Here is a 24,856-nt window from a genome sequence, read left to right as displayed (position 1 = left end):
GTAATGATCGTATTGGCCTATTATCATCAACAGTAACCTCATAATACCATATAGAATTAATATGGATAAGTATGATTGTCGCTGGCTATCAAGGATTTAAGTTACCCCTTTTTTCCAAAAACCTTGAATCGGTTCGGTTTACATACAAACAACCGCCTATTTCAAAGATCTAGGCGGTTCCAAACTAAGAGAGTATTTCGTCAACAATCAGTCAAATCTACAATTTCTAAACCTCTGCTTATATATCTTCCTCTTCTGTACTTATTCCCAAATCAGCACCGCCCTTTCAGCCCTCTGTACATTTCTCACTAACAAAGCCACCGCTTCCACATGCACCGTATGCGGGAACATATCCACCGGCTGCACCTCAACCGTCCGGTACCCACCGTCCTCCAACACCCTTAAATCCCTAGCCAAGGTCGACGGATTACAGCTCACATACACCACCCGCTCAGGCTTCATCGCCAGGATCGTATCCAGCAGTTGCGGGTCGCAGCCTTTACGCGGTGGATCAACCACGATCACATCCGCCTCAATACCTTGCTCTTTCCAGCGGGGAATCACCACTTCGGAAGCTCCTACTTCAAACTTTACATTGCGCATGCCGTTAAGATCCGCATTAATCCTTGCATCATCTATAGCTTCCTTTACAATCTCAACTCCATACACCTGATCCGCATGCTGGGCAAGGAATAGCGAAATGGTCCCGATGCCGCAGTAGGCATCGATTACGGTCTCTTTGCCGGTGAGTCCGGCGTACTCTACGGTCTTGCCGTACAGCACCTCGGTCTGTACCGGGTTCACTTGGTAGAACGATCTAGCCGAGATGGCGAACTGCACGTCTCCAATGTAATCGTAGATCACATCACGTCCCCAGAGGGTACGGGTCTCATCACCAAAAATAACATTAGTCTGCTTCGTGTTCACATTCTGGCAGATGCTTGCGACATGTGGAATCTGCTCCCGGATACTGCCGATCCAGGCATCGACGTGCGGAATGTCCCGCCCGTTGGTGACAAGGACCAGCATCATTTCACCCGTGCGAAATGCCTTCTTCACCACGACATGACGAAGCAGCCCACGGCCCGTCTCTTCGTTGTAGGCGCTGATGCCCAGGCTGCTGCCGATTTCTTTGACACGGTTTACTACATCATCGTTGTGCTCATGCTGAATCAGGCAGGTTTCCATATCGACGATGCGGTGGCTGCCTTTTGAGTAAAAGCCCCCCACTAGAGCACCGTCCAGCACTCCGACAGGTACCTGTGCCTTGTTACGGTAACGCCAAGGATTGGACATTCCGAGGGTAGGCAGGACGACAATCCCGTCGCCCGGATCGCCAACACGGCTACCTGCCGCGCTGCCATGAACCCCGCCTGTGCCAGCGCTCTCTACTCCACCAGCCTGGCCAACCATACGGCCACCCGCTACACTCTCGCCACCCGCAGCAGTCCCATGCTCGTACACATGAATTCCCGCAGCAGATGAGCCTACCCCGCTTCCACTCCCGCTCACGCGCAGCTTCCCGATCCGCTCCAGCGCATCGACCACATGCTGGCGCTTCCAGGCCAGCTGGCCTTCGTAGCTCAGATGCTGCAGCTGGCAGCCGCCGCACTTGTCATAGATCGCGCACGGTGCCGCAACTCGGTCCGCGCTGGCCCGCACGACGTCAAGCAGCTTGGCATAGCCATACTGCTTCTTCGTCTTGAGCACCTTGACCCGCGCTTTCTCGCCGGGTAAGGCTCCAGCAACGAACAAGGTGTAGCCGTCGGCACGGCCTACGCCTTCACCGTCATGGTTCATGCCGATGATCTCGATTTCGAGTTCATCGTTCTTCTCTACAGGTAGGCCGGCAATTACGGCCGACTCCTGCTCTCCCCTGCGGCCAGCCGTACCTCTTCCTTGTCCAGTATCTCTACGCTCACCGCCACCTGCATGACGTTCGCCTCTCACCCCTGCTTCCGAACCCGAAGCACTCTTATATCCGAATCCGGTATTCCCGCGCTCACGCTCACTGCCCTTCACTCCCGACGGACCACGCCCGCTCGCTTTTCCGCTCCCAGACCGTCCGCCCTGCTGCTTGTTCATCCTGCCGCTTCACTTCTTTCTCAAAAGGTTGATATCCACTAGCCATATCTATATTACAGACCACTAAAACGAAAGAAAGAACAACCATCCCGCTGCCGTCAGGGCCAGCCAAGAGGCGTTCTCCTCCATCTCGGTCATTCCATTCCATTTGTGACTTCCTTTATTTTACCACAAGTGTGATGCATGTATGATTATACCCAGCACAAAAGAACTACAAATTCCTAAACATTAAAACTGATCGCTTAATTATCTGCTCAAGCAGCTATGCCGTCAGTTAGAACCATCTCTAAATTCTCTGCGCAAGCAACTGTTATCCCGTAAGCTTACTTCTCTGCTTAAGCAACTGCTACGCCGTTAACCAAAAACCAACTAACCAGCTAGCTGCTCCCTTGAACATCGTGCGCACGGCTCCCTATGCACACGGCAGCGTGGTCCGTTGCATGCTTGGATAGCTGATCGGCCATTTGCTTCACACAGCCGAGCTGTACCTCCAACCCAAACCCACCAACACCTTAAGCAAAAATCCGCAAATGCTGCGGCAGCATCTCGAACACGCCCGGCAGCTCGCCCCCGAGCTCGCCGTCCAAGTTGAGCTGCACCATGCTCGGCGAAGTCACTTCCATCCGGTTCGTCTTGAAATAGACGACGTGCGGGTCATTGAAATGCTCCCCGCGCAGCGCCAGCGTCATCAGGCGCAGGAACTCGCCGAGGTTGCACTTCTTGACGGCGATCACATCGAACAAGCCGTCGTCGATAACCGCGCCCGGCGCCAGCTTCTCGAACCCGCCAACCGAGTTGCTGTTAGCGATAAGGAACAGCATGAACTCGCCGTGCATCTGCGGCTGGCCATCGGCCTTGATGAGCAGCTCGGTCGGCGACAGGCTGGCCACCTTCTCGATGCCCTTCATATAATAAGCCAGCTGGCCAATGCGCGTTTTCAGTCGGCTGGGCACTTCATAGGTCAGCTCGGTAAGGGAGCCCCCGCCCGCAATGTTGATAAAGTGGCGGCCGTTCGCCTTGCCGATATCGATATATCTCGTCTTGTTCTCAATAACGAGATCACAATAATCCTCCCAGCGCCGCGGAATGCCCATCGCACGAGCGAAGTCGTTCGTTGTCCCGAGCGGGAACACGCCAAGCGGCGGAAGGTTCTCCTTGCCGGCCATGCCGTTGACGACTTCGTTCAACGTGCCGTCCCCGCCGGCGGCAATAATAATATCGTACCCGCGGTCCACCGCTTCCGCAGCCTCACGGGTTGCATCCCCTTCGCCTTCCGTGGCGAAGCAGGACGTCTCAATTCCTGCCCGGTCAAGCCGGTGCAGGACGTCCGGTAACAGGCGACGCATTTCTTCCCGCCCAGAGGACGGGTTATAGATCAGCCTAGCTCTCTTCATATATTGTAACGCCACCCGTTTATCATAATGTCAATGACTTCATTATAGTGAATATCTGCCGTTGAATCCAGTCATTCAGCATCGGATGCGGCAGTAATGCTTCCCCAGAGTAGCGGTACTTCAGCCCCTCAAGCCTGCCAGGAATCGCCTTTTTCGTAAAATATCCCCCGCTTAAGAACAGCGGAGCCACCAGCACGTCCATGCCGCGCTCCTCAGACCAGTACCTGGTCTTGGCGGCCAGACTGTCAGGGTTCAGCAGCGCATAATCCGCATGCTTCACCCCGCCAATCTCGCGGACATGCTCGGCAAGCGAGCTGATCCCGCGTTCCCAGTGCTGGCGGAAGCCGTCATGCACGCTCCCATGGCCGACCAGGAGCACCACTTCTCTCTCCCGCTCGGCAGATATCGCTTTGATCTTGTCCCAGACCATATGCGCGATCACCGGATCATCATCCACCGGCTCGCCAAAATGTACCCTAGCCCGCACCCGAAAAGGCTCCAAATCCGTCTCCTTCTCCGGGAACGGCTTCACCCCAAGCGCATAAGCTATTTCATCAATATGTGTACTGCCGGAAGAGACGAATAACGGAATCACAATAAGATCCGTAACGCCCTCCTCCTCCTCCAGATGGTCTATTCCATCCTGAATCAGTCTTCCTTCCACAACCTCAAGAAACGAAGCCGCTACCGGCATTTCTGCCGGCAGTTCCAGCTTCGTTACAGAGTCATCCACGAGCCGCACCCAGGCGGCATCGGGGGAGCCGTGGCTAATAATGAGTACACCCGGCTTCATTTGACTTAACGTCCCAGTCTTTCCAGAGACATTTTATATCCGTCATTCCCGTAATTCAAACATCTCTTCACACGGGAAATGGTGGCCGTGCTTGCACCGGTCTCCGCTTCAATCTGATTATAAGTGCATCCTTTGCCCAGCATACGAGCAACCTCCAGGCGCTGGGACAGCGACTGAATCTCGTTAACAGTACAAAGATCATCGAAGAACACATAACACTCCTCGACATTTTTAAGTGTAAGAATGGCCTCGAATAATTGGTCGATACTTTTATCATTCAACTTCTTCAGCTGCACTGATTTATCATCCCCTACGGTTACTGTACCCTCATTGTACTTTGCGGACGTATCCTTTTCAAGCATTAACGATTTCACGCAGTACAGAAAAGAACCGCCCAATTCCGCTTTTGCCTCAAAAACCGGGACATTCGTCTATACCCTGCGTTAGCCTACCACATACATTGTATTAAGAATTGGAAAAAATAACAAAGGAATGTGATTTCCATGCCACATTTTCAGCACCAGCAGCGGAGTGTCGTTCCGCCGGGCTATCCGTACGGCGCTTCCTCCTACCCAGGCCTTACCCCTTATGACCCCTCCATCCCTTTCGAGTCGTCATCACTCGTTCCGTATACAGCTCCGCTCGAGAATGCAGCAGCCCCAACAGTGCTCCCGGCGGCATCCCCTGCGAAGAGCGGCGGCGGACTCTCCCTGCCCAAGCTTGGAGATCTTAAAGGCATCATTGACAAGATGGGCGGCATTGACGGGGTCATTTCTACCATGGGCCAGGTACAGAAGGTCATGCAGGGCATCCAGCAGTTCGCCCCGATGGCGAAACTGTTCATGGGTCTGCTGCCGGGAGGCAAGGGCAAGACAACCGGGGCCAGTTCAGGTAAGCTGGACGAATTCAGGCCGAAGCGCAAGCGCTCCAGAAGTTCCAAATCCGGCTCCAAGAAAAAGAAAACCGGCTCAGGCACCGGCTCGCGCTCTTCCTCCAAAAGTCAGACCAGCAAGAAGAACCCCCGCCGATAACAGATATCGGCGGGCTTTCCGCTTTTACGAGGCGCCGCTTGCACGCCAGCCGGTGTTTTATAACATATATCGTCGTGCTTTCAGTTATCTTAAGTACCCGATCGCACCTGGTACACTTCGCGGCGTCCGGAGTGGCATTACAGATTACAGACTGAGGTTCACCACAGGCGCCCACATTAAAGGACTCTTTCTCAGCTTAATTTTAGATAACTATAGCATTAAACTGACTAAACAAGAATCGAACGCCAGATCCTCAGGACAAGCATCAATCGCGTCCAACCTCCCCCTGCTATTTAAACCAGCCCCGCCGCTGAAACCATAGAATCATCCAGACGCTCAAAGCCAGCATCACACCCAGCACTACAAAATACCCGTACTGCGTATGCAGCTCCGGCATATTAATGAAGTTCATTCCGTAGATACCCGCAATCAGAGTTAGCGGCATGAAGATCGTGGTGATGACCGTCAGGGTTTTCATAATACTGTTCATTCGGTTGGAATTCAGCGAGATATACGAGTCGCGCAGATCCGCCGTCATCTCCCGGTCGGCTTCAATCATATCGGTCAGCTTGAGCAGATGATCATATATATCCGTAAAATATGCCCTTGGCTCGTGCTCACCCTGAATATGCTCGGAGTTCACAACCCGGTACATCAGGTCCCGCATCGGCACAATTGTCCGTCTCAGCTTCAGAAGCCGGCTGCGCAGGTCGAACACCTGATTCATCAGATCTTCCACCGATTCGTGGCCGCCTCTGTTCTCTAACTCATCCAACTCGTCTTCAATAGCAAAGACGCACGGGAAGTACAGGTCCACGAGCTCGTCAATGACCAGATAGGCTGCGGCCATCGGCCCCCTTGCCCAAATTTTCCGGTCATGCGCCCGCTGCATCACCTTGTTCCAGGCATTGTTCACCTCGACCAGGTCCTTATGGTGGTAGGTCACCAGGAACCTGCGCCCAATGAACAAATCGACCTCGGTCGTATCCAGAGTATCTGCTTCCAGCGAATGTACGACCATAAACTCCATGTCCTCGTAATAATCCATTTTGGGCCGCTGAAGCACATGGAGGCAGTCTTCTATGGCAAGCGGATGAAAATGGAAGAGCGTATCCAGCAGGGCTGACTCCTCCTTGGTCGGCTCGTTAAAATCTGTCCAGACCCACGCATATTTGGGATTGTCCAGCTGATCCAACGGGACATCCGCTTCCACCTGATGCTGATGTGTGATACCCAGTGTACGTATCATGGCTTTCGCCCCTTTTATCGTCGTTAATCTTCCCGTTTCAAAATCTATTCCATGTTCAGAGGCCGATGCCCGTCCCCCGATCCTGCCGGGGGTACAGCATTGGCTCCCTGCGTGCCGGGTCAGCATTGCTTTTGACTGTCTGCCGTAGTACTCTGTTGTGCACACCACGTTAATCAGTTATACACACCAAGCTGGTTCCTTGTACACAGTACATCAATCCGCCATACACACTTATACTAGCTTATTCACACCACTTTAGCCGCTGTACCCCGCAGACATTCACTCATACACACCCCGTTAATCAGCTATGCACGTCACATTCCGGCTTGTACACACCATGTTACTCGGGTTATACACATAACATACTGGCTTCTACATACCACGTTAACCGCTATGTACCCACATACAGGCTTATACACACCGCTTTAGCCGCTGTACCTCGCACGCATTCACTTGTACACATCACCTTAATCAGCTATGCACACCAAGTTGCTCCTTATACACAACATGTAATCGGCTATGCACCTTGCATACTTAACTTATTCACATACGTTTATCGGCTGCACACATCCATACACCCACGCATAGCACGTTAACCGCAATACTCTCCACATCCTCGCTTATTCACACCACTTTAGCCGCTGTACCCCGCAGGCATTCACTTGTACACATCACCTTAATCAGCTATGTACGTCACATTACGGCTTACCCACAACACATGAATCAGCCATGCACACCAAACTGCTTCCTTATCTACAACACCTTAGTCAGGCTATGCTCCTCATGCACAACTTATCTACAGCCATTTAATCGGCTGTCCATACCCATACTCCCTTGTGCACACCACGCTTCCCAGAGTTCATGCCACTTTAACAGACCCCACAAACTAGTACCAAACCACCTTATCCAGTTTTGCACAACATAACAAACCGCAAACCGCCATACCGGACATCCTGAATGCCTGCTGCAAAAGGCTCTTCAAGGCTCGCAGCCCCTGACTTCCCTTGACTTGTGTCCCCTGCCTCTTCCCTAATACCGGGCTCACCGCGCCTCTGCAGCCCTCATAAATCTCCCCACGCAAAAAGCCAACCTCTAAAGTTGGCTCCTCGTTGTATGTTCAGCTCGATGCTATTTATCTATTTTAGAAAAGAACAGTAAAGATCAGTCCCGAGAGTACCGCCGAAATTGGAATGGTGATAACCCAGGAAACTACGATCGTTCCAGCCACGCCCCATTTCACTGCGGAGAAACGCTTGGCAGAGCCCACACCCAGAATTGCTGAGGTGATTGCGTGTGTAGAGCTGACCGGCAGATTCGTGAGGGTTGCGGAGAAAATAACCGAAGCTGCGGACATATCCGCTGCGAAGCCATTGATCGGCTCGATTTTGAAAATCTTCGTACCCATCGTCTTGATGATCTTCCAGCCGCCAATCGAGGTTCCCAGCGCCATGGCGGTAGCCGCAGAGATTTTAACCCACAGAGGGACATCCATCGTGCTCTGATACTTGGCTGTGACCAGGGCGAAGGTGATGATCCCCATCGCTTTCTGGGCATCGTTCGTTCCGTGAGTGAACGATTGAAGTGCCGCCGTAAGAATCTGCATCGTCCGGAAGCCTTTATTCACGGTATGTGGGCTCTTGGAGGCGAATATCCATTTGAGTACTGTCATCACGATATATCCCAGGGCAAAAGCAATCAGTGGAGATATTAGCAGTCCTTCAATAATGGTGCTGAATCCGCCCCAGTTAACCTTGTCATGACCTCCGCCCACGTACACGGCTCCAGCCAATGCCCCGATCAAAGCATGGGAAGATGATGAGGGAATCCCGAACCACCAGGTCACCAGGTTCCAGATAATTGCCGCGAGCAGGGTGGCAATCAGAATCTCCAGACCGTTATCGAGCTTTGTCGGATCGGCAACCTTGCCTCCGATCGTCTTGGCCACCCCCGTGAACATTAACGCCCCCAGGAAGTTCATCACGGCAGCCATCAGAATCGCCGTTCTTGGCTTGAGGGCACGCGTGGATACCGAGGTGGCTATCGCATTCGCTGTATCGTGGAATCCGTTAATGAAGTCAAAGGCGAGTGCAAGCACGATGACTACAAGCATGATAATAAACATTGTATCCATGGTATATCATTGCACAGAGGATACCTGTATACGGAGGTATTCTAAGAATCAAGCCGCCTTCTGCAGGCACTGGCCTCTATAACTAAAACGGAAGCCGAACTTGAACCCTCCCCGTAGTACCGAACCAATCCGCGCAATTCCAGCCTCCTCCATGTGTTCGAATTATGAATTGCGCATGATGATCGATTCCAGCATGTTCGCTACATGCTCACAGGCGTCTGTCGTCGTCTCCAGGCGTTCGTAAATTTCTTTTTTCTTAATCAGTTCAATCGGGTCAGGCACTTTCACGAACAACTCTTTAATCGCAATGCGCAGCAGCTCGTCCCCTTGGTTCTCCAGGTCATTCAGACGGATCGTATGCTCCCGGATGGCCAGCAGCTTCTTCTGGGACAGCAGCCGGATCGCCTTCTGGATTTCATAAGCGGAGTTCTTGAGGATTTCGGCAAAATTCACAATATACTCATCCGGCTCACTTAAATTGTACATATAAAAACGGGAGGTTGTGGCCTCAAGACCGTCCAGCACATCATCCAGCGTCGTAGTCAGGTTCATGATGTCATCGCGCTCGATCGGCGTGATGAACGTCTTATTAAGCTCAATAATAATGGTGTGGGTGTAATTGTCACACTGGTTCTCGAACGCCTTCATTTCCTTGGCGAACTCTTCCACATTGTTAAACTTGGACACCTGCTCGGCGAAATAATCCGCCGCCTTAACAACAGCCTCCGCCATATTCTCTAACGTCTGGAAAAAGATATCTTTCTTTTTCACTCGCATGTGAAGTCCCCTTTTCAATAAGTCTGCCGGCCTGCAGAAAGACCTATATGCCTGAACCAAAGGCTGTGTGACCGCTCCTGCTGTATATATAGGTAATGTTTCTTCTAGAACGTCAAATCCTCAGTCCATGCCAAATGACTCGGCCTTCCCAGATCCCACTTGCATGTCAGCGAGATAACCTTTGTTATCTTACCATAAAGCTATATCCGATTGTAAAGTAAATGTAATATTTACAGCAAACAATTTTATCCCCAGTTTTCATAGGATTGCCCCAATTTTCCCACTGTAATCCCTATCAATCCTATATCTTACATACACGCTTCAGATCACCCTGTCTGTCACTTTGTAATTGTAACGTGACTGCTGAAGCCTCCGGTATTCGGAACGATGTTGAAATAGGTCTTTCCCGGGTAGAGCGGGACCTCCGCCCCATCCTTCACGAACCGGATCACATCGTTCTTCTTGCGCACCCATTGTCCCTGGATCAGCTTGCCCCGCTGAAGCAGCATCGCCTTGCCGCCGGAATTCAGATCCACACTAAGCCGGCCTACCTTGTCCAGCGTCTGATGGTCCGCGCCGATGATGACCACATTCGCGGCGGTAAGCCCGGTCCCCGTATCCAGGTCCTTGTGCGGCTTCTTGCCAACATAGCGCTCATACAGCCTTGTCTTCGCGTTGTAATGGTAGGAGACCCGATAATTGTTCAGCAGAAACTTGATCTCCACCTGGGATGCGGTCTCCCCCTCTACAGGATCATCGGCCTCACGGAACGTGTAGGCGGGCACCTGCTTGTCCACAAGCCCGTATCCCCGTTTCTTCGCTCCCGCCCGCAGCTTCTCCACACTTGTGTACAAGTTATGCGGGGCCTTCCTGGACTTGTCCCGCCAGAAGTAGGCACCCGCATTGGAGATCTCGTCCAGATCCTCCTTATGCAGGCTCTGGATCAGGGCGTAAGCGTCCGTGCTGCCTCCGGCATGCACAAGCACGCCGTGATAGCTCTCGCCGAGATCAATCAGATACGGCCGGATGCTGCGCACCGGCCCGATCTTCTCTACCTTCTCGGCGCTCTGATAAATGGCGACCAGGCGTGTAATCCCGCCCTCTGCCAGCACCTCATACACGATGTCCGCGTCCATCAGCCCGGACTGAGGCCGTGCCGCCGGGGCGTTGTTGATCATGACGGCCAGGGGCCTCGTCTCGAGCGGCGCATCCACCGGCTCTCCGGTCAGCGGCGATACATACGCTGCCGGCTGGGTTACCGCCGGCTCGGCAGGGGCCGGATTCTCCCCCGTCTGCACCGGGGCGTTCGGCGCTGCCGCCTCGCCGCCGTTCTGGCAGCCAGCCAGAAGCACTGCAGCCGCTGACAGAATCAGCAGCATTTTATTCAGAGCACGAATCTGCATGAAATACCTCCGGGAAATCTTATTTGACAACATTATAATTGTAATCATGCCCAGGTGGAAGAATTAAACTCTACTTACACCTCCTATCCAGAATGAACCAGGGCCTGACCGCCCAAACAAGTGCCTCTGGACAAGCGATCGCACCAAGCAGAACGAGAAATAAGGCACAGACCCGCTCAGCGGTTCTGCGCCTAAGTTATTCATTGATGTAATCACTTGTCCAAATCCATTCTGCCGAACTGCCAGCAGTTCAGACTCAGCGTTCCGTACTGATAGTCCTGGAACAGCCGCTTGGCATGGCGGTCATTGTCAGCGGCACCCATCGCGTAGAAGAGGGGAATGAAGTGCTCCTGGCCATATTCCGGTACGGCTTCCCTGGCGTGGGGCGCTTTTTTCTCATAATTGAACAGGGCCGTCAGGTTCCACTGCTCCAGATGGGCTCCAATCCAATCATCGAATTCGACTGCCCAAGGCTCCGCAGAACCCTGTCCAAGCAGACGCAAATTATGCACCGTGCCCCCGCTGCCGATGATCAGCACATCCTGCTCTCTGAGACTCTGCAGCATGCGTCCAATCTCATACTGCTCCTGCGGGCACCGCTTGGAGTCCACCGACAGGCTGATCACAGGCACATTGGCCTGCGGGTACATGATTCTGAGAATCACCCAGGCCCCATGGTCCAGCCCTCTGCCCGTAACAATCCTGTAAGGCAGATTTCCTGCCTTGAGCAGGCTGGCAATCTCCTCGCTTAGCTCGGGACTGCCGGGTGCCGGATAGCGGATCTCGTACATTTCCTGCGGAAATCCATAGAAATCATGGATGGTCTCGAGGTCCTGATCCCCCGTCAGCAGCTGATCGGGTGAATCGAAGTGGGCCGAGAAGACGGCAATGGCTTTCGGCGCAGGCAGGGATTGCCCCAATCTCTGTAGAAACCTGGTGTATTCATTATCCTCCAAGGCTAGTGTAGGCGAACCGTGTGCAACAAAAAATGCGGGTAATGTCACGATAATGCCAACCTCCTTGCGCCAAAAAATATAGGTACATCTTCATTGTATCGCTTCCCGCAGCAGAATACCACATATCCTGTAAGGTCCGTGCTTACGGGTTCATTATGATCATTATGGCCCGATCTCTAACCATATAACAGCCGCCTAGGATAAAGGACATGCACCCTTGTATTAAGCCGCAGTCTGCGGGGCCACAGCGGTACGGTCCAAGATGCCAACCAAAACCCACAGCACAACAATTCCTCCGGCGGCAAGAAAAGCTGAACCTCCCGCATGAACAAGACAAGCGGCAAGGAACGCTGATCCTAATCCCAAATGGATTACCCGCATATACTTGTTTCTCACACGTCTGATCAGGAAGCCGTACACTCCCCCGGCCAGCAGCAGGGCAAATGCCGCTATCCCGGTGTATATCGCATCTTGATGGCTGCCTTTGATCAAGAAATAAATCCCATGCACCACAATCAGAAGCACAGCCAGGTAACCGGCATACGTATGCACGGCGTAGAACAGGTTGGCTCCCTTACGCAGCCATTTACTGGCTGAACGTCTTTTCTTCTTCAGGCAGATCCAGGCAAAGCTGATAGCAGAGAGAAACACGGCAGCCGTACCGAGATTTTTATAGATTCCCTCTGCCCCATGGTCCGGATGATTCGGTCTGCCTGGGGCACCTGCTGCGTCTTCGGGCTGCTGCACCGAAGCTGACCCAGCGGAAGCGGAAGCTGGAGGCTTCATATGAGCAGGCCTTGTCTCCTTAAGCCCGACAACAGCATACAGGATCAAACCCAAGGCGGCTAAAGCAAGCAGCACGGCGGGGATAAACACTTTTCGGCTTTTATTCATAAGGCATCATTCACTCCTTCAATCATTACTCTTAGCATGCAAGATCAGCTTACTTAAGTTATCTGAAATTAAGCTGAGAAAAAAAGCCTGCCTACCTGAAAATATGCTGAGAGTGGTAAAGGCACAGTATATCCTTTCCCTTTGCCATGAACGCCACCGGCTTTTGTTTTTAGCGCTTACCGCTATCAACCTTCTCTCTGCCCGCTAATTCCTCCCCTTCCTTATCATCAGCAAAAAAAGCAGACGCCCACCGCCCAACTGCCGCGGTACACGCCTGCCCTCTTCATTACCCATTAGATCATCCAATGCTGCCAATCAGTCTGTACAGCCTCCTGCTCATTCAGCCAATCCTTAGTCCGCTTAAGCAGTTGGCTCCGATGGTCCCCCACCGAGAAGGTATGGTCGCCCTGAAAGATAATCTCCTTGTCGCATCGCCCTTCCGGACGCATCCAGAACACCTTTTGGAATAAGAAGGCATAGTCCACAGGAATGACATCATCGGAGGTGCCGTGAATGACCAGCACATCCCCAGTGAATTTAATAGCCTCCTGGAAGGGTTGAAAGATTCCCAACGACTCGAAGAAGACTGGGGTGAATTCATACCCCAAATAATCGGAATGCCCGTATTTCACCGCATCATCGTATACCTTGCGTTCCGTGATCTTCACAATATCGTTGAACGGGTAGCCTACTGAGGACCACATCACCAGATTCTTCACACGCCGGTCCCGAACTGCGGTCAGGAGTGCCACCGCTCCCCCCAGACTGTGGCCAAGCAGCGTAACCCGCGTCGGATCGACATCACCCAGATTGAGCACATACTCCAGCACTGTGCGCGTCTGGTTCACCATGGATTCTAATCCTTCCCGGCCGTAGTATCCCGTGCTTTCACCACACCCAATATAGTCGAAACGGACCACTAGATAACCTTCTGCGGCCAGTTCACGGGCCGTCTTCACGAACAAGCGGTCAACGCCGATGCGGCTGCCGACGAAACCGTGGCAGATCACAACCAGTGGCACCCTGTCCTTGCAGCGGCCGCTCTTCTTAGCAACCTCAGCCGGGTAATGGACACTGGCCGTTATCTCTTCATTCCCATGATGAATCACAATTTGTCTCTCCATAATTGCAGACGCCTCCTTGTTCCGGTAAAACATATATACATAAATCCGATAAGTTTAATATGAATTAGTTAAACTCATCTTAGCATCACCGGAACAAGGTGTCAATCCTTACGGTAACGAAAGCTTGTTATTCATATGAACGGCGATACATTGCATGTGTCTCTTCCTTGCCATCCCACTCGTTCAGGAACGATTCGTTCCCATGCTTAGACAGGTCCAGCTCGTCTCCAGAGCGGCCGGTCAGGTCAGCCTCATCCGCGAATTCCACATTCTTGCCAATCACCAAGTTCCGGTCGGAATCCGTTCCTCTTATCGCACGGATATCGCTCACCGCCTCGGGATCGCCTCCGAATTCCACATCCTCATGGTCCTTGACCACTTCGTCCATCACTTCACGTGAATTGCTGTTCAGCAGGTAGCGCCGGGTAAGCTCCGATTTGAATTTGCTCATGTCTGCATTCTCCTTGTCCCAAATTGAGGATGAATTGAATTGAATTGAATTGAATCCAATTCATTTCACCTATATAAAATGAACTTATGAAGGTTACCTTTTTGGGCGTTGCGATGCCGAGTGTTCTTTAAGGCCGCTGTTGTCTCCGAAATGCTTGAACCAGATATCCAAGTAGGGGCATTTCGGAGACAAAGGCGGACGCTTTGCTTCTTCAGAATCACTCGGGATCGAAGCTGAGATCGGTTAACTTTTAAAGTTCATTTCACCTAGTGTGAGAGACAAGGAGTTATTTTATTCCGCTTCCTCCCAGCGGACACAACGCCAGCCCGGTTCGGTCCTCTACTCTCTGAGATCAGCCGGATTGGCCACAATGCCGTGGAACAGCAGAGACAGCATCTGCTCCGACAGGGTTCGCATGTTCATGATGTTCTCAAGCTTGCCGGATTGAAACAGAAATTGTTTCATGGAGATCAGGTACATCACGAGCAGATGCGGGGAGATGTCTTTTCGAATCTGCCCCATCTGCTGTCCTTTGAAAAGCGCATTTTCAAAGGATGTAATAATGTGCTGCTCGCTATACTCCCTGATCTTCTCGGCGATATGAGGGTAATCACTCACCAGCTCATTCAGGAACAGCATAGAAATGTCATCCATCTTCCGGTAATGCAGCATCTTATGGAGCAGCTCAAGCGTATCCTTCGACTCATCCATCATCTTCTTAAAATCGCAGCTAGCCTCATCTACCAGATGATCAATGACTTTTTGCAAAAGGCCTTCCTTGCTGCCAAAATATTTATAGATCGTCATCTTCGAGACGGGCACAGCTTCAGCGATCTCTTCCATCCCCGTAGCGGCGATCCCCTTCTCATAGAACAGGCGCTGGGCCGTAAGCAGAATTTGTTCTTCTTTTGCCTTCAATGGATATTGGCTCCCTTGGATTTATTCAACTGAATCGGTAGAAGTACCGGATGAACCTTCCGCCTTCTATCCTTAGTTTATTAAATATAAGAAGCGAAATAAAGACCGAAGGGCTCCTTCCGGGTACAGTGACAACCAGCAGGCAATAACAATCAAGCCAGCACTGCAGCGCGCGGAGGGGCCGGACGGACCCGCTTTTCCAAGGGAGCACCCACTGTGATTCTAAACCTGCATTTTTATAGCGGCAGGTCTCTTCTCTTGAACAGCACCACGGCAAGGATGAAGAACAAAGCGCCAATGCCAAGCAGAACCCACAGCTGTCCGGTCCATTCCGCACTTCCCTTAACCAGCTCGCTAGGTCTGAACAGAGAGAAAACCGACAGATTCCGCATCCAGCCGGTCTGCTCGCTCAACCTTCCAATCAGATCAAGACAGTACGAGCCGATCACGATCACGCCGGATATCGACATCGCCCTTTTCTCGTCATTCGATACCGAGGATACGAGAAAGCTTACCCCGCTCAGTGCAAAGAACATCAGGAAGCCCATTAGATTGAGGCGAAGAAAATTACCTGCATGAAAAGCCCCAGGATCAGAAATGAACAGCAGATTCCCTGCAAAGCCGGCCAGTGTGGTTGCTGCCATAATAATGAATAGACCAGTAATCAGCACGGCGGCCTGGGTACTTGCCACCTGGGCTCTTGTCGTTGGTGTAGACAGCAGATATGCCATAGAGCCCTGATCGACCATGCGGGCCATCAGCTGGGTGGAGATCATGAGGCTGAAGATAGACAGAATTATGATAAAGATCAGTCCATAATATTCCCCCGAGAGGAACGACTCCAGATCCCCCATTCCATTCTCAAGCCCAAAGGCCTTGGTAATTCCGGAAGGGATCGACTTAAGCAGGTCGTTCATAACCTGAGTGTGCTCCGCAATGCTCGGGTACAGCCAGAGCATCAACATAATATAGAAGGCCGAGCCCAGCGCATAACTGCAGATGCCCTTTGCGTTGTTCTTAAGCATTTGTGCATAGAGTGAGAGATTCATCTACTGATTCCCCTTCCGGTCATAATAATTCATGAAGATCTGCTCCAGACTCTGGGTATGAATATCAATATTTCGGATCTTATACTTTGCCGCCTCTGCCGTAAAAAGATCATAATTGCCCTGCACCGCCACACTTACACGTAGATCAGAATGCGACTCGATCTCAAGCATCCCCGAGCTTGCGAACCGCTCCGCATCCTCACGATTATGGAAGACTACCTCGAAGATCTTCCGCTGCATCTGCTGGAGATCATGAATATTGTTGATCGCTACCAAACGGCCGTCCTTTATAATGGCAGCCCGGTCACAAGTAGACTCAATCTCCGGGAAGCTGTGCGAGGACATGAGAAATGTCGTGCCCCTCCTCTTCTCTTCAAGCACAAGCTCAACAAATACCTTTTGCATAAGCGGATCAAGCCCTGAAGTGGGTTCATCCAAAATAATGACATCCGGCCGGTGCATAAACGCGGCAACAATGCCCACCTTCTGCTTCATCCCCTTGGACATCTTGCGGATCGGGGTATTTACATCAAACTGTAGGCGTTCAATAAGCTCCTCACGTCTGGCTGTGTCCTTTAACCCCTGCATCCGGCTCATAAAGCCCAGAAAGGACCGGCCAGTCATGCCCTCCATAAAAGCAATCTCTCCAGGCAGGTATCCCATGAATTTCTGTACCTTCCCCTGCTTCTCCCAGGTGTTCAGTCCGTTGACCTCTACCGATCCCTGATCCGGCTTCATAAACCCCATGATGTGACGGATCGTGGTGGACTTTCCTGCACCGTTCGGTCCAAGGAAGCCAAATACCTCCCCACGTTCTACAGAGAACGATAGATCAAATACACCCCTGCCATTTGCAAATTGCTTGCTTAAACGTTGCACCTTCAGCATGGCTAGCCCCTCCCAGGGTGATATTTACCGAGCGGGATATCACCCATAAATTTTATACTCTATAAATGTAATAAGTACAGTATATACCTGCATCAAAAATAATCAATACATTTTTGTACTATTATATATAATTAAGTACATTTCGATAAAATATATCTGTGCATCCTTTTTCCAGCTAGCAATCGTGGCCTTACCATTACTTATTGACATTAAGGCACGGAAGCGGCAGCACATAGCTGGAGTCTGTCTCGTTCATAATAACTGTTATCAGTTCGGCAGGTATTCCTGACATCGCTTTACCGGGAAAATTGTACTGATTCGCAAGAGGCAGGGTTCCTGGTCCGCAGCCTGTTATTCTCGTATCCCCTATCTCAAGATAGCTTTTTTGTTATATATGTAAAAATTTGTGATTCAGATTTCCTGCTTTTTCGACTTCAGAACACTTCCCTGGTCCCTTGTGAACTTAAAGCGCCTTAAGTATACTTTGGGCAAGAATAACACTGGATTTCCGGTAAACTTACTTAACCGGTACGATCCTGGTCTATTGTTGTGAAGTGTTCTGAATGGTAATAATAGGATTTCATAGCCGAGTCACCTAGAAAATAAGTGTATACAGCAAATATACACGAAGAGGAGAATTTAAAAAGCCATGTACATCCACGAAATGATTAAGGAAACTAACCGCTTAAGGGATTATATGACCCCGGAGAATGACGCTTACTTTGGGGAGATGGTCCGAAGCTTGCGTTCAAGCTCCCTGGCGGAAGCCAAAGGCGAGGAAGTGCTGCTCAGGCTGGCTAAGGAGATCCTGGAAGCCCAGAACCGAAACCGTCCGATTCAGGAATTATATGGAGACAGCCCCAATGCCTACTGCGCCCAGCTGGTCGCGGATATGTCCATCAGACAGCCCCGAAGCATGAAGGATAAAGTGAAATATTACGCAATGATTCCCTGGGTGGCCCTCACCTGGGTGTTCTTCATCATGATGCTTACAGGCTTCTTCAGTAAATGGTTTGGCGGTGATCTTACTTACACGCGCATTAGTACCGCAACCCTGCTGATTATCGCCGTAGGTTCAATCCTGCTTATCGAACTAATGACCCGGTTCCTCAAGCCCGAATCCAAGAAGGGCAGGCCTGCCGAGCACACCAAACTCACCCCGAGAGAGATGGGCATTTACATCGGCATCATGGGCGGCATTGTGGTCGTTGGGGTTCTGCTCGTCATCTTCCTGCCGGCTTTTGTCGTATCGCCTTGGGACAGCCTGATCATCTTCATCGTAGGCCTTCTCGGACAGCGTTTCTTCTTCCTGCGCAAGCCGGGACGCCCAAGACAAGCATCGGGTGAGGCATAGAAAGACCTTTCGGAAATGCTTACTTGTTGCTAGTTTGCTTGTGATTAGCTTGTGTGATGCCCTTATAATGTGATGGATTGCGATGATGTTCTATCATGCTGTGAGGTGCTTGTAATCTGTGATCTTGCTTGTGAATTGTGAATCGTCTGTAATGTTTTGACGCTGCGATATTTGTAATAACATGATGTGACTTGCGCTGATATGATGTGCTTTTGATGCTGTAGTGTGCTTGTGGTGACATGACGTACTTCTAATGCTGTAGTGTGCTTGTGATGACATGAGTACTATTGATGCTGTAGTACGCTTCTGTGGTGACATAATGTACTTTTCATACTGTCTGTTACTTGTGGTCTGTGGTGTGCTTTGTGACCTCTATATGTCGGCTTGGTTCTGTGTCCACACTCGTCCATATCACAGACCGGGCGCTTAGCTTTACGACGCAATGAATAGAGCCTGCTGTTAAATGGGACTGACCCCTTAACGGCAGGCTCTTACTCTTACTCTTACTCTTCTCCTTGCTTTTAACTCCTACTTTTACATTTACTTTTACTACATCTTAGCTTCCACTACTTATCCCGTCATTCGGTTCCAGGCGGTCATCCTAAATTAACAGATTAAACAAATTCAAATCACGGTTGAGTTCCGTGAAGGCAATCCCCTTGGCTCTCATGCGCTCAATAAGCGGCACATAGTCCTCTTGATATGTCAGCTCAATACCGATCAATGCCGGCCCATTCTCTTTGTTATGCTTCTTCGTATACTCGAAGCGGGCAATATCGTCATTCGGCCCCAGTACATCCTGTAGGAATTCCCTTAAAGCTCCGGCGCGCTGAGGGAAGTTAATCAGGAAATAATGCTTCAATCCCTCGTAAATTAGCGAGCGTTCCTTAATCTCCTGCATCCGGTCGATATCATTATTGCCCCCGCTGATTACACACACCACCGTCTTGCCCTTGATTTCCTCGCGGTACAGGTCGAGTGCGGCCACAGGCAGTGATCCCGCAGGCTCTACGACAATAGCGTTGTCGTTATAGAGCTCCAGGATCGAAGTACAGGCCTTGCCTTCCGGAACGGTCACGACATCATCAAGTACATTGGCGCAAATCTCATAGGTCAAATCCCCCACACGTTTCACGGCCGCTCCATCGACAAATTTGTCGATCGATTCCAGAGTAACCACCTGCTTCTCCTTAAGCGCTTCGCTCATGGAAGCTGCCCCCAGCGGCTCCACTCCGACAACTTTGGTGTTGGGGCTGACCATTTTCAAGTAAGAACCGATCCCGGCAGCCAGCCCACCCCCACCAATAGTCACAAAGACATAATCAGCCGGAGTGCTCAAATTCTCCATGATCTCCATACCGATAGTCCCGTTCCCGGCAATGATCATCGGATCATCAAACGGATGCACGAACGTCATGCCGTGATCGCGGCACGCTTTGATCGCCTCCGCATAAGCGTCGTCATACGTATCTCCGGTGAGAATCACCTCAACATCGGCTCCGCCAAACCGCTTGACCTGCTTCACCTTCTGATTCGGTGTGGTGCTTGGCATATAGATATGCCCGCGTATCCCGAGCGTGTGGCAGGACAAAGCGAAGCCTTGAGCGTGATTGCCTGCGCTGGCGCACACAATGCCCTTCTCCCGCTGTTCTTCAGTCAGGTTGCGGATCAGGTTATAGGAGCCCCTGATTTTGAAGGAGCGGACAACCTGGAGGTCCTCTCTTTTCAGATATACCTGGCAGTCATACCTCGCAGACAGCGTCTGATCCAGTTGGAGCGGTGTGCGGGTCACCACTTCCCTTAGCACATGATGTGCCCGTACAATGTCTTCCATCCCTACAGCAGGGTTCTCCCCTTGTGCCATTTCTCTCTCCTCACTTCTGTTTACAGATATAGGACTTCAAGGCGCTAACGCCGAGCCTGTACATACATTTGAAGTCTAAAATACACTTATCTCGGCTTTTGTTCAAGCCCTGTTACAGGGGATGGTCAAATTATCTGCAGTTCAGGCAATTGGAAATTTAAGGTCAATGGATTAATACAGCCGCTTGGGCTATTATACAAGTAGATTATACCGCCCTGTCAGGGCGGACTCTCCATCACACTAGAATAACAGGGGAACCCGGATGAATAATAGGCAAAGAGAAATTTTGCGCATGCTCTTAACCGAAGAGAACAGGCTGTGGCTGGTTCAGGATTTTGCGGATGAGATAGGATGTTCTGAGAAGACCATCCGAAGCGACCTGAACATCATAGAGGAATTTTTGGACAGAAACTCGGGGGCCAGTCTGATCCGGAAACCAGGTCTGGGCATTTATCTGGAGGTCGAGGAAGCTGACCGCGCCGATCTTATAGACCGTCTGTACGCCGGGGAGATCTTGACCGATCACAAGTCCGACGAAGAAAGAATCCTGCATCTGGCTTACCGGCTGCTGATGAACGCGAAGCCTGTGGCCATTCAGGATCTAGCCTCAGAATACTATGTGAACAAAGCCGTTATCCGCAAGGATCTGGATCAAATCAGGGAGTGGCTGCGGCGCTTTGATCTAACTTTGATCTCCAAGCAAAGGGTTGGCCTTGGGGTTGAAGGCTCTGAGAAAAGCAAACGGACCGCTCTTGCACGCCTTGATCAATTGATCGACAGTCCCGAGCTCACAGGGCAGATGCTCAGGAAGCAGTTCGAGCCGCACGAGGTATCTGCGGTCTATCATGAATTAAGGGCACTTCAGAAGCAGCATTCGCTTCCATTTACAGATGAAACCTTTGAAAGCCTGATCCTGCATATTCTGTTGATGATCAAGAGAACCAAGCTTAAACAACCCATCTCTCTTCCAGACTTAGAAATTGACACATTAGAGGAAAAAGCGGAGTTTGCTTGGGCAGAGGAGTTTTTGGAGGCGCTGAAGCCGGTATTTGCCGTTCCTTTTCCAAGGGAGGAAGCTGCTTATCTGGCCCTGCACCTGCTAGGCGGAAAATTCCACTATCGTGAGGAGAAGGGTGAGGGCCTGGAACGTAAGCTGGTGGATCGGGATCCCCACCTGTCCAATCTGGTGGCCCTGCTGATCCAGAGAATGTCAGAGCTGAACCGGATTCAGTTCTCCCAGGACGAGGTGCTGATTCATGGCTTAAAGGTACATTTATACGCAACCCTGAACCGTCTTCGCTACGGGCTTCCCGTGTCCAATCCTATGCTGGCCGAGATTAAAAAGATGTATCCTTATATGTTTGACCGGACCATCGTGGCCCTGGGGGATCTGCACGATTTGCTGCAAGTCTCCATACCTGAGGAGGAAGCAGCCTATCTGACCCTGCACTTTCAAGCCTCGGTTGAACGGCTGCATCAAGGCGTACCCGATCCCAAAAAAGTCATCATTGTATGCCACATGGGCATTGGCATGTCCCAACTGCTTAGATCAAAGATCGAACGTAAATTTCCGTCCGTACAGGTGGAAGCCTCCATGGCTAAAGCGGAAGTCCATAGCTATCTGGCGGATCACAAGGTGGACTTGGTCATTTCCACAGTTGATCTTCCAAATCTGCAGCTTCCACACATCCTGGTCTCTCCCCTTCTGGAAGCCAGGGATGAACGAAAGCTGGAGCAGAAGATTCGGCAGCTGGATGAACCGGGTCACAGAGAGGAATCTGCCTTCCTGAAGTACACAACGCCATTCCTGGTCTTTCTCCAGCAGGATGCTGAACAACCTGAACAACTGATTGCCAAGCTGGCTCAGGTGCTGACCGACAAGGGATATGTGGAACCTGGGTATTCGCAGAGCGCACTTGCCAGAGAAAAGTTGTCCTCTACAACCATCGGGGGAGGGGTTGCCATTCCCCATGGCAGTCCTGAGCTGATCCGGGAATCGGCCATTGCGATTGCCACGTTGAAGCAGCCCCTCATATGGGGAACTGAGAAGGTGCAGCTTGTCTTCATGCTTGCGGTACAGAATGATGAACGGGAAGAAGTGAGGCAGCTGTTCAGGGAGCTATCCCTGATCAGTGAACGGCCAGCCTATGTAGGGACATTATCTCAAGAGACCCATGTGATGAGCTTCCTTAGCAAGCTGAAAGGTGAATTTTAACCGGATAATAGTAGCTGATGAGAAGGCGGGACCCGAGGGTCCTGCTTTTTTGTGCAGGCAAAAAAAATGATTTTTTCCGGAAGTTCCGGTAAAAGATTAGTCTGATAACGGCCTATCTGGTGTTTATACTTAATTATGTAAGCGGAAACAATTAAGTTAAAAGGAGAATGGCCATGAAAATATTAGCGATTACCTCGTGTCCTAACGGAATTGCACATACGTATATGGCTGCTGAGAATCTTCAGCGGGCGGCGGCTAAGCTTGGCATTGAGATGAAGGTCGAAACCCAAGGGTCCATCGGGGTAGAGAACCAGCTAACCGAGCAGGAAATCCATGAAGCGGACGGAATTATTATCGCAGCAGATAAAAAGGTTCTGAAGGACCGGTTCATCGGCAAAAAATTGCTTGAGGTTGGCGTGCAAGAAGGCATTCGTCATCCAGAGGAGCTCATCCAGCGTGTGATTAGTGGAGACGTCCCCGTCTATCGGGCACAGTTGAGATCGGCTGAGGATATCAAACAGGAGAAGAAATCTCGGCAGAATCCGGTGTACCGCCATTTGATGAACGGAGTAGGTTATATGGTGCCGTTTATCGTAATCGGAGGTCTTCTTATTGCAATTGCCCTGACTCTGGGCGGACATAAGACGCCGGGCGGGCTTGTGATTCCCGACGGCTCGTTCTGGAAGACGATCCAGAATGTCGGATCGGCCGCATTTACCTTCATGGTACCGATCCTGGCCGGTTTCATCGCCATGAGTATTGCGGACAGACCGGGTCTGGCTCCCGGTATGGTCGGCGGATTTATCGCAGCGAACGGCAGCTTCTATGGAAGTGAGGCGGGAGCTGGTTTTATTGGCGGGATTATCGCTGGATTCCTGGCAGGCTATGTTGCGCTCGGGATCAAAAAGCTTAAGATTCCAAAAGCCCTTCAGCCTATTATGCCTATCATCATTATCCCGATATTAGCTTCCTTGATTGTAAGCTTAATCTTCATCTTCCTTATTGGGGCACCAATCGCCCAGCTGTTTGAGGCTTTAACAGCATGGCTTGCGGGCATGCAGGGAACCAGTTCAGTTCTGCTCGCCCTGATTCTCGGAGCTATGATCTCTTTCGATATGGGCGGGCCCGTGAACAAGGTTGCCTTCCTGTTCGGTTCAGCCATGATTGGAGAAGGCAACTACGAAATTATGGGTCCCATTGCGGCGGCCATTTGTATTCCGCCTATCAGTATGGGCCTTGCGGCTATGCTGAATAAGCGCAAATTCGAACCTGCCGAGCGGGAGGCTGGCAAAGCGGCCTTTACGATGGGGCTGTTCGGAATTACCGAAGGGGCAATTCCTTTTGCAGCCCAAGATCCGCTCCGGGTTATTCCAAGTATCATGGTAGGATCGATGGCAGGCTCCGTCATCGCAATGCTTGGGCATGTCGGAGACCGCGTAGCCCATGGGGGACCGATTGTTGCCCTGCTTGGTGCAGTAGATAACGTAGTCATGTTCTTCATTGCTGTTATTGTCGGTTCAGCGGTCTCGGTAATCTTGATCAGTCTGCTGAAGAAAGACATCGAAATGGCTGGTCCGGTTACTGCCGAAGGAGCCGAGCTTAATCATCCTGCGGCGTCTGCTGTGGGGACTCCTGTAGCTCCAGCTCCTACAGCTTCAGCTACAGCTTCAGCGAATCCGACAGTTCCTACAGCTCCTGCTCCTGGTTCCCCTACAGCCACAACTGTATCGGCCTCAGATCAAGAACAGACCGGAGATGAAGCGCAAGCTGTTCAGATTGAGAAACTGACAGATATCATGAACCTGGATCTGATTAACCTGGATCTTGAGGGAGCTTCTCGGGATGAAGTGATTGATGAAATGATCGGGGCATTGGATAGAACCGGAGCAGTAAGCTCTCCCGATGATTTTAAAAAGGCCATTCTGGCCCGCGAAGAAGAAAGCTCAACAGGCATCGGTATGAATATCGCTATTCCTCACGGTAAATCGGACGCAGTCTTGAAGCCAAGTGTAGTATTTGGCATTAAGCAGGACGGGGTCGACTGGAGTAGTCTGGACGGCAGCGAGGCCAAGCTGGTCTTTATGATTGCCGTACCACGCAGCAGTAAGGGAAATGCCCACCTGAAAGTGCTTCAGATGCTCTCCCGCAAACTGATGGACGATCCTTTCAGAGAGGCGCTGCTTGCCGTGAAGACGAAGGAGGAAGCTTACCGATTGCTAGACGAAGTACGATAATTTAACCGGGTTCCGGGTTGATTGCCGATCAAATCTATAAAACTCA

Annotated in this window: 21 protein-coding genes; 4 read left to right on the top strand and 17 right to left on the bottom strand. The window is 51.2% G+C overall.

Annotated features, from left to right (window positions below; genetic code table 11):
• Positions 1–261 precede the first annotated feature (261 nt).
• From rlmD to BN6628_RS03790, 5 genes are all read right to left on the bottom strand, one after another.
• A complete protein-coding gene (gene rlmD / locus BN6628_RS26535) occupies positions 262–2,085 on the bottom strand; it encodes a 23S rRNA (uracil(1939)-C(5))-methyltransferase RlmD (protein ID WP_082926774.1) in 1,824 nt (607 codons plus the stop codon).
• A complete protein-coding gene (locus BN6628_RS26020) occupies positions 2,009–2,233 on the bottom strand; it encodes a hypothetical protein (RefSeq protein WP_068614495.1) in 225 nt (74 codons plus the stop codon). The genes rlmD and BN6628_RS26020 overlap by 77 nt, the downstream gene beginning before the upstream one ends.
• A gap of 364 nt (positions 2,234–2,597) precedes the next feature.
• Positions 2,598–3,479 carry a diacylglycerol kinase gene (locus BN6628_RS03800; protein WP_068614492.1) on the bottom strand — a complete coding sequence of 294 codons (882 nt, stop codon included), beginning with the start codon at positions 3,477–3,479 and terminating at the stop codon, positions 2,598–2,600.
• 22 nt (positions 3,480–3,501) lie between these two features.
• Complete coding sequence (locus BN6628_RS03795; protein WP_068614489.1) at positions 3,502–4,272, bottom strand: sirohydrochlorin chelatase; 771 nt, start codon at positions 4,270–4,272, stop codon at positions 3,502–3,504.
• 5 nt (positions 4,273–4,277) lie between these two features.
• Positions 4,278–4,568: a YerC/YecD family TrpR-related protein gene (locus tag BN6628_RS03790; protein ID WP_068621942.1), complete on the bottom strand. Its 291-nt coding sequence runs from the start codon at positions 4,566–4,568 to the stop codon at positions 4,278–4,280.
• Positions 4,569–4,775: 207 nt separating this feature from the next.
• Here BN6628_RS03790 and BN6628_RS03785 point away from each other — a divergent pair, with 207 nt between their 5' ends.
• Positions 4,776–5,303, top strand: a complete 528-nt coding sequence (locus BN6628_RS03785; RefSeq protein WP_068614486.1) for a hypothetical protein — start codon at positions 4,776–4,778, stop codon at positions 5,301–5,303.
• A gap of 289 nt (positions 5,304–5,592) precedes the next feature.
• On the opposite strand, the gene corA is transcribed toward BN6628_RS03785, so the two are convergent.
• The 11 genes from corA to BN6628_RS03725 form a co-directional block, all read right to left on the bottom strand.
• Positions 5,593–6,552: a magnesium/cobalt transporter CorA gene (gene corA / locus BN6628_RS03780; RefSeq protein ID WP_068614477.1), complete on the bottom strand. Its 960-nt coding sequence runs from the start codon at positions 6,550–6,552 to the stop codon at positions 5,593–5,595.
• A 1,141-nt stretch (positions 6,553–7,693) separates the two neighbouring features.
• Positions 7,694–8,683, bottom strand: a complete 990-nt coding sequence (locus tag BN6628_RS03770) for an inorganic phosphate transporter (protein WP_068614473.1) — start codon at positions 8,681–8,683, stop codon at positions 7,694–7,696.
• 162 nt (positions 8,684–8,845) lie between these two features.
• On the bottom strand, positions 8,846–9,460 hold the full coding sequence (locus BN6628_RS03765; RefSeq protein WP_068614471.1) for a DUF47 domain-containing protein: 615 nt from the start codon (positions 9,458–9,460) through the stop codon (positions 8,846–8,848).
• 338 nt (positions 9,461–9,798) lie between these two features.
• Positions 9,799–10,863, bottom strand: a complete 1,065-nt coding sequence (locus BN6628_RS03760; protein ID WP_068621940.1) for a DUF3048 domain-containing protein — start codon at positions 10,861–10,863, stop codon at positions 9,799–9,801.
• A 212-nt stretch (positions 10,864–11,075) separates the two neighbouring features.
• Complete coding sequence (locus BN6628_RS03755; protein WP_068614468.1) at positions 11,076–11,867, bottom strand: DODA-type extradiol aromatic ring-opening family dioxygenase; 792 nt, start codon at positions 11,865–11,867, stop codon at positions 11,076–11,078.
• A 174-nt stretch (positions 11,868–12,041) separates the two neighbouring features.
• A complete protein-coding gene (locus BN6628_RS03750; protein WP_068614466.1) occupies positions 12,042–12,713 on the bottom strand; it encodes a hypothetical protein in 672 nt (223 codons plus the stop codon).
• Positions 12,714–13,006: 293 nt separating this feature from the next.
• Positions 13,007–13,837 (bottom strand): alpha/beta hydrolase, encoded by an 831-nt coding sequence (locus BN6628_RS03745; RefSeq protein ID WP_068614463.1) that lies wholly within the window; start codon positions 13,835–13,837, stop codon positions 13,007–13,009.
• Positions 13,838–13,964: 127 nt separating this feature from the next.
• Entirely contained in the window at positions 13,965–14,288 is a 324-nt protein-coding gene (locus BN6628_RS03740; RefSeq protein WP_068614460.1) for a hypothetical protein, read from the bottom strand.
• Between the two features lie 339 nt (positions 14,289–14,627).
• Positions 14,628–15,206 carry a TetR/AcrR family transcriptional regulator gene (locus BN6628_RS03735; protein WP_068614457.1) on the bottom strand — a complete coding sequence of 193 codons (579 nt, stop codon included), beginning with the start codon at positions 15,204–15,206 and terminating at the stop codon, positions 14,628–14,630.
• Positions 15,207–15,442: 236 nt separating this feature from the next.
• A complete protein-coding gene (locus BN6628_RS03730) occupies positions 15,443–16,255 on the bottom strand; it encodes an ABC transporter permease subunit (protein ID WP_068614454.1) in 813 nt (270 codons plus the stop codon).
• The gene (locus BN6628_RS03725; RefSeq protein WP_068614451.1) at positions 16,256–17,143 is read right to left on the bottom strand and encodes an ABC transporter ATP-binding protein; all 888 of its coding nucleotides are present in this window, start codon (positions 17,141–17,143) and stop codon (positions 16,256–16,258) included.
• A gap of 649 nt (positions 17,144–17,792) precedes the next feature.
• On the opposite strand from BN6628_RS03725, the gene BN6628_RS03720 reads away from it, so the two are divergent.
• Positions 17,793–18,497 (top strand): DUF1129 family protein, encoded by a 705-nt coding sequence (locus BN6628_RS03720; RefSeq protein WP_068614448.1) that lies wholly within the window; start codon positions 17,793–17,795, stop codon positions 18,495–18,497.
• Between the two features lie 601 nt (positions 18,498–19,098).
• Here the strand turns inward: BN6628_RS03720 and ilvA are convergent.
• Positions 19,099–20,361 (bottom strand): threonine ammonia-lyase IlvA, encoded by a 1,263-nt coding sequence (gene ilvA, locus BN6628_RS03715; RefSeq protein ID WP_068614445.1) that lies wholly within the window; start codon positions 20,359–20,361, stop codon positions 19,099–19,101.
• A 262-nt stretch (positions 20,362–20,623) separates the two neighbouring features.
• Here ilvA and BN6628_RS03710 point away from each other — a divergent pair, with 262 nt between their 5' ends.
• Positions 20,624–22,576: a BglG family transcription antiterminator gene (locus BN6628_RS03710; RefSeq protein ID WP_068614441.1), complete on the top strand. Its 1,953-nt coding sequence runs from the start codon at positions 20,624–20,626 to the stop codon at positions 22,574–22,576.
• 173 nt (positions 22,577–22,749) lie between these two features.
• Positions 22,750–24,810 (top strand): PTS fructose transporter subunit IIABC, encoded by a 2,061-nt coding sequence (locus BN6628_RS03705; RefSeq protein ID WP_068614438.1) that lies wholly within the window; start codon positions 22,750–22,752, stop codon positions 24,808–24,810.
• The last annotated feature ends 46 nt before the right edge of the window (positions 24,811–24,856 follow it).

The sequence above is a fragment of the Paenibacillus tuaregi genome (assembly GCF_900086655.1).
GTDB classification, from domain to species: Bacteria; Bacillota; Bacilli; order Paenibacillales; family Paenibacillaceae; genus Fontibacillus; species Fontibacillus tuaregi.
Note: the sequence above shows the minus strand (reverse complement) of the source record. Positions and strands in the feature narration are given on the sequence as shown.

Excerpts from the sequence above, each read along its gene's own strand:
- BN6628_RS03740 (WP_068614460.1), bottom strand. The coding sequence starts at position 14,288 with ATGAGCAAATTCAAATCGGAGCTTACCCGGCGCTACCTGCTGAACAGC.
- BN6628_RS26020 (WP_068614495.1), bottom strand. The coding sequence starts at position 2,233 with ATGGAATGGAATGACCGAGATGGAGGAGAACGCCTCTTGGCTGGCCCT.
- BN6628_RS03710 (WP_068614441.1), top strand. The coding sequence starts at position 20,624 with ATGAATAATAGGCAAAGAGAAATTTTGCGCATGCTCTTAACCGAAGAG.
- BN6628_RS03795 (WP_068614489.1), bottom strand. The coding sequence starts at position 4,272 with ATGAAGCCGGGTGTACTCATTATTAGCCACGGCTCCCCCGATGCCGCC.
- BN6628_RS03800 (WP_068614492.1), bottom strand. The coding sequence starts at position 3,479 with ATGAAGAGAGCTAGGCTGATCTATAACCCGTCCTCTGGGCGGGAAGAA.
- BN6628_RS03730 (WP_068614454.1), bottom strand. The coding sequence starts at position 16,255 with ATGAATCTCTCACTCTATGCACAAATGCTTAAGAACAACGCAAAGGGC.
- ilvA (WP_068614445.1), bottom strand. The coding sequence starts at position 20,361 with ATGGCACAAGGGGAGAACCCTGCTGTAGGGATGGAAGACATTGTACGG.
- rlmD (WP_082926774.1), bottom strand. The coding sequence starts at position 2,085 with ATGAACAAGCAGCAGGGCGGACGGTCTGGGAGCGGAAAAGCGAGCGGG.
- BN6628_RS03720 (WP_068614448.1), top strand. The coding sequence starts at position 17,793 with ATGTACATCCACGAAATGATTAAGGAAACTAACCGCTTAAGGGATTAT.
- corA (WP_068614477.1), bottom strand. The coding sequence starts at position 6,552 with ATGATACGTACACTGGGTATCACACATCAGCATCAGGTGGAAGCGGAT.
- BN6628_RS03765 (WP_068614471.1), bottom strand. The coding sequence starts at position 9,460 with ATGCGAGTGAAAAAGAAAGATATCTTTTTCCAGACGTTAGAGAATATG.
- BN6628_RS03760 (WP_068621940.1), bottom strand. The coding sequence starts at position 10,863 with ATGCAGATTCGTGCTCTGAATAAAATGCTGCTGATTCTGTCAGCGGCT.
- BN6628_RS03750 (WP_068614466.1), bottom strand. The coding sequence starts at position 12,713 with ATGAATAAAAGCCGAAAAGTGTTTATCCCCGCCGTGCTGCTTGCTTTA.
- BN6628_RS03770 (WP_068614473.1), bottom strand. The coding sequence starts at position 8,683 with ATGGATACAATGTTTATTATCATGCTTGTAGTCATCGTGCTTGCACTC.
- BN6628_RS03705 (WP_068614438.1), top strand. The coding sequence starts at position 22,750 with ATGAAAATATTAGCGATTACCTCGTGTCCTAACGGAATTGCACATACG.
- BN6628_RS03785 (WP_068614486.1), top strand. The coding sequence starts at position 4,776 with ATGCCACATTTTCAGCACCAGCAGCGGAGTGTCGTTCCGCCGGGCTAT.
- BN6628_RS03745 (WP_068614463.1), bottom strand. The coding sequence starts at position 13,837 with ATGGAGAGACAAATTGTGATTCATCATGGGAATGAAGAGATAACGGCC.
- BN6628_RS03725 (WP_068614451.1), bottom strand. The coding sequence starts at position 17,143 with ATGCTGAAGGTGCAACGTTTAAGCAAGCAATTTGCAAATGGCAGGGGT.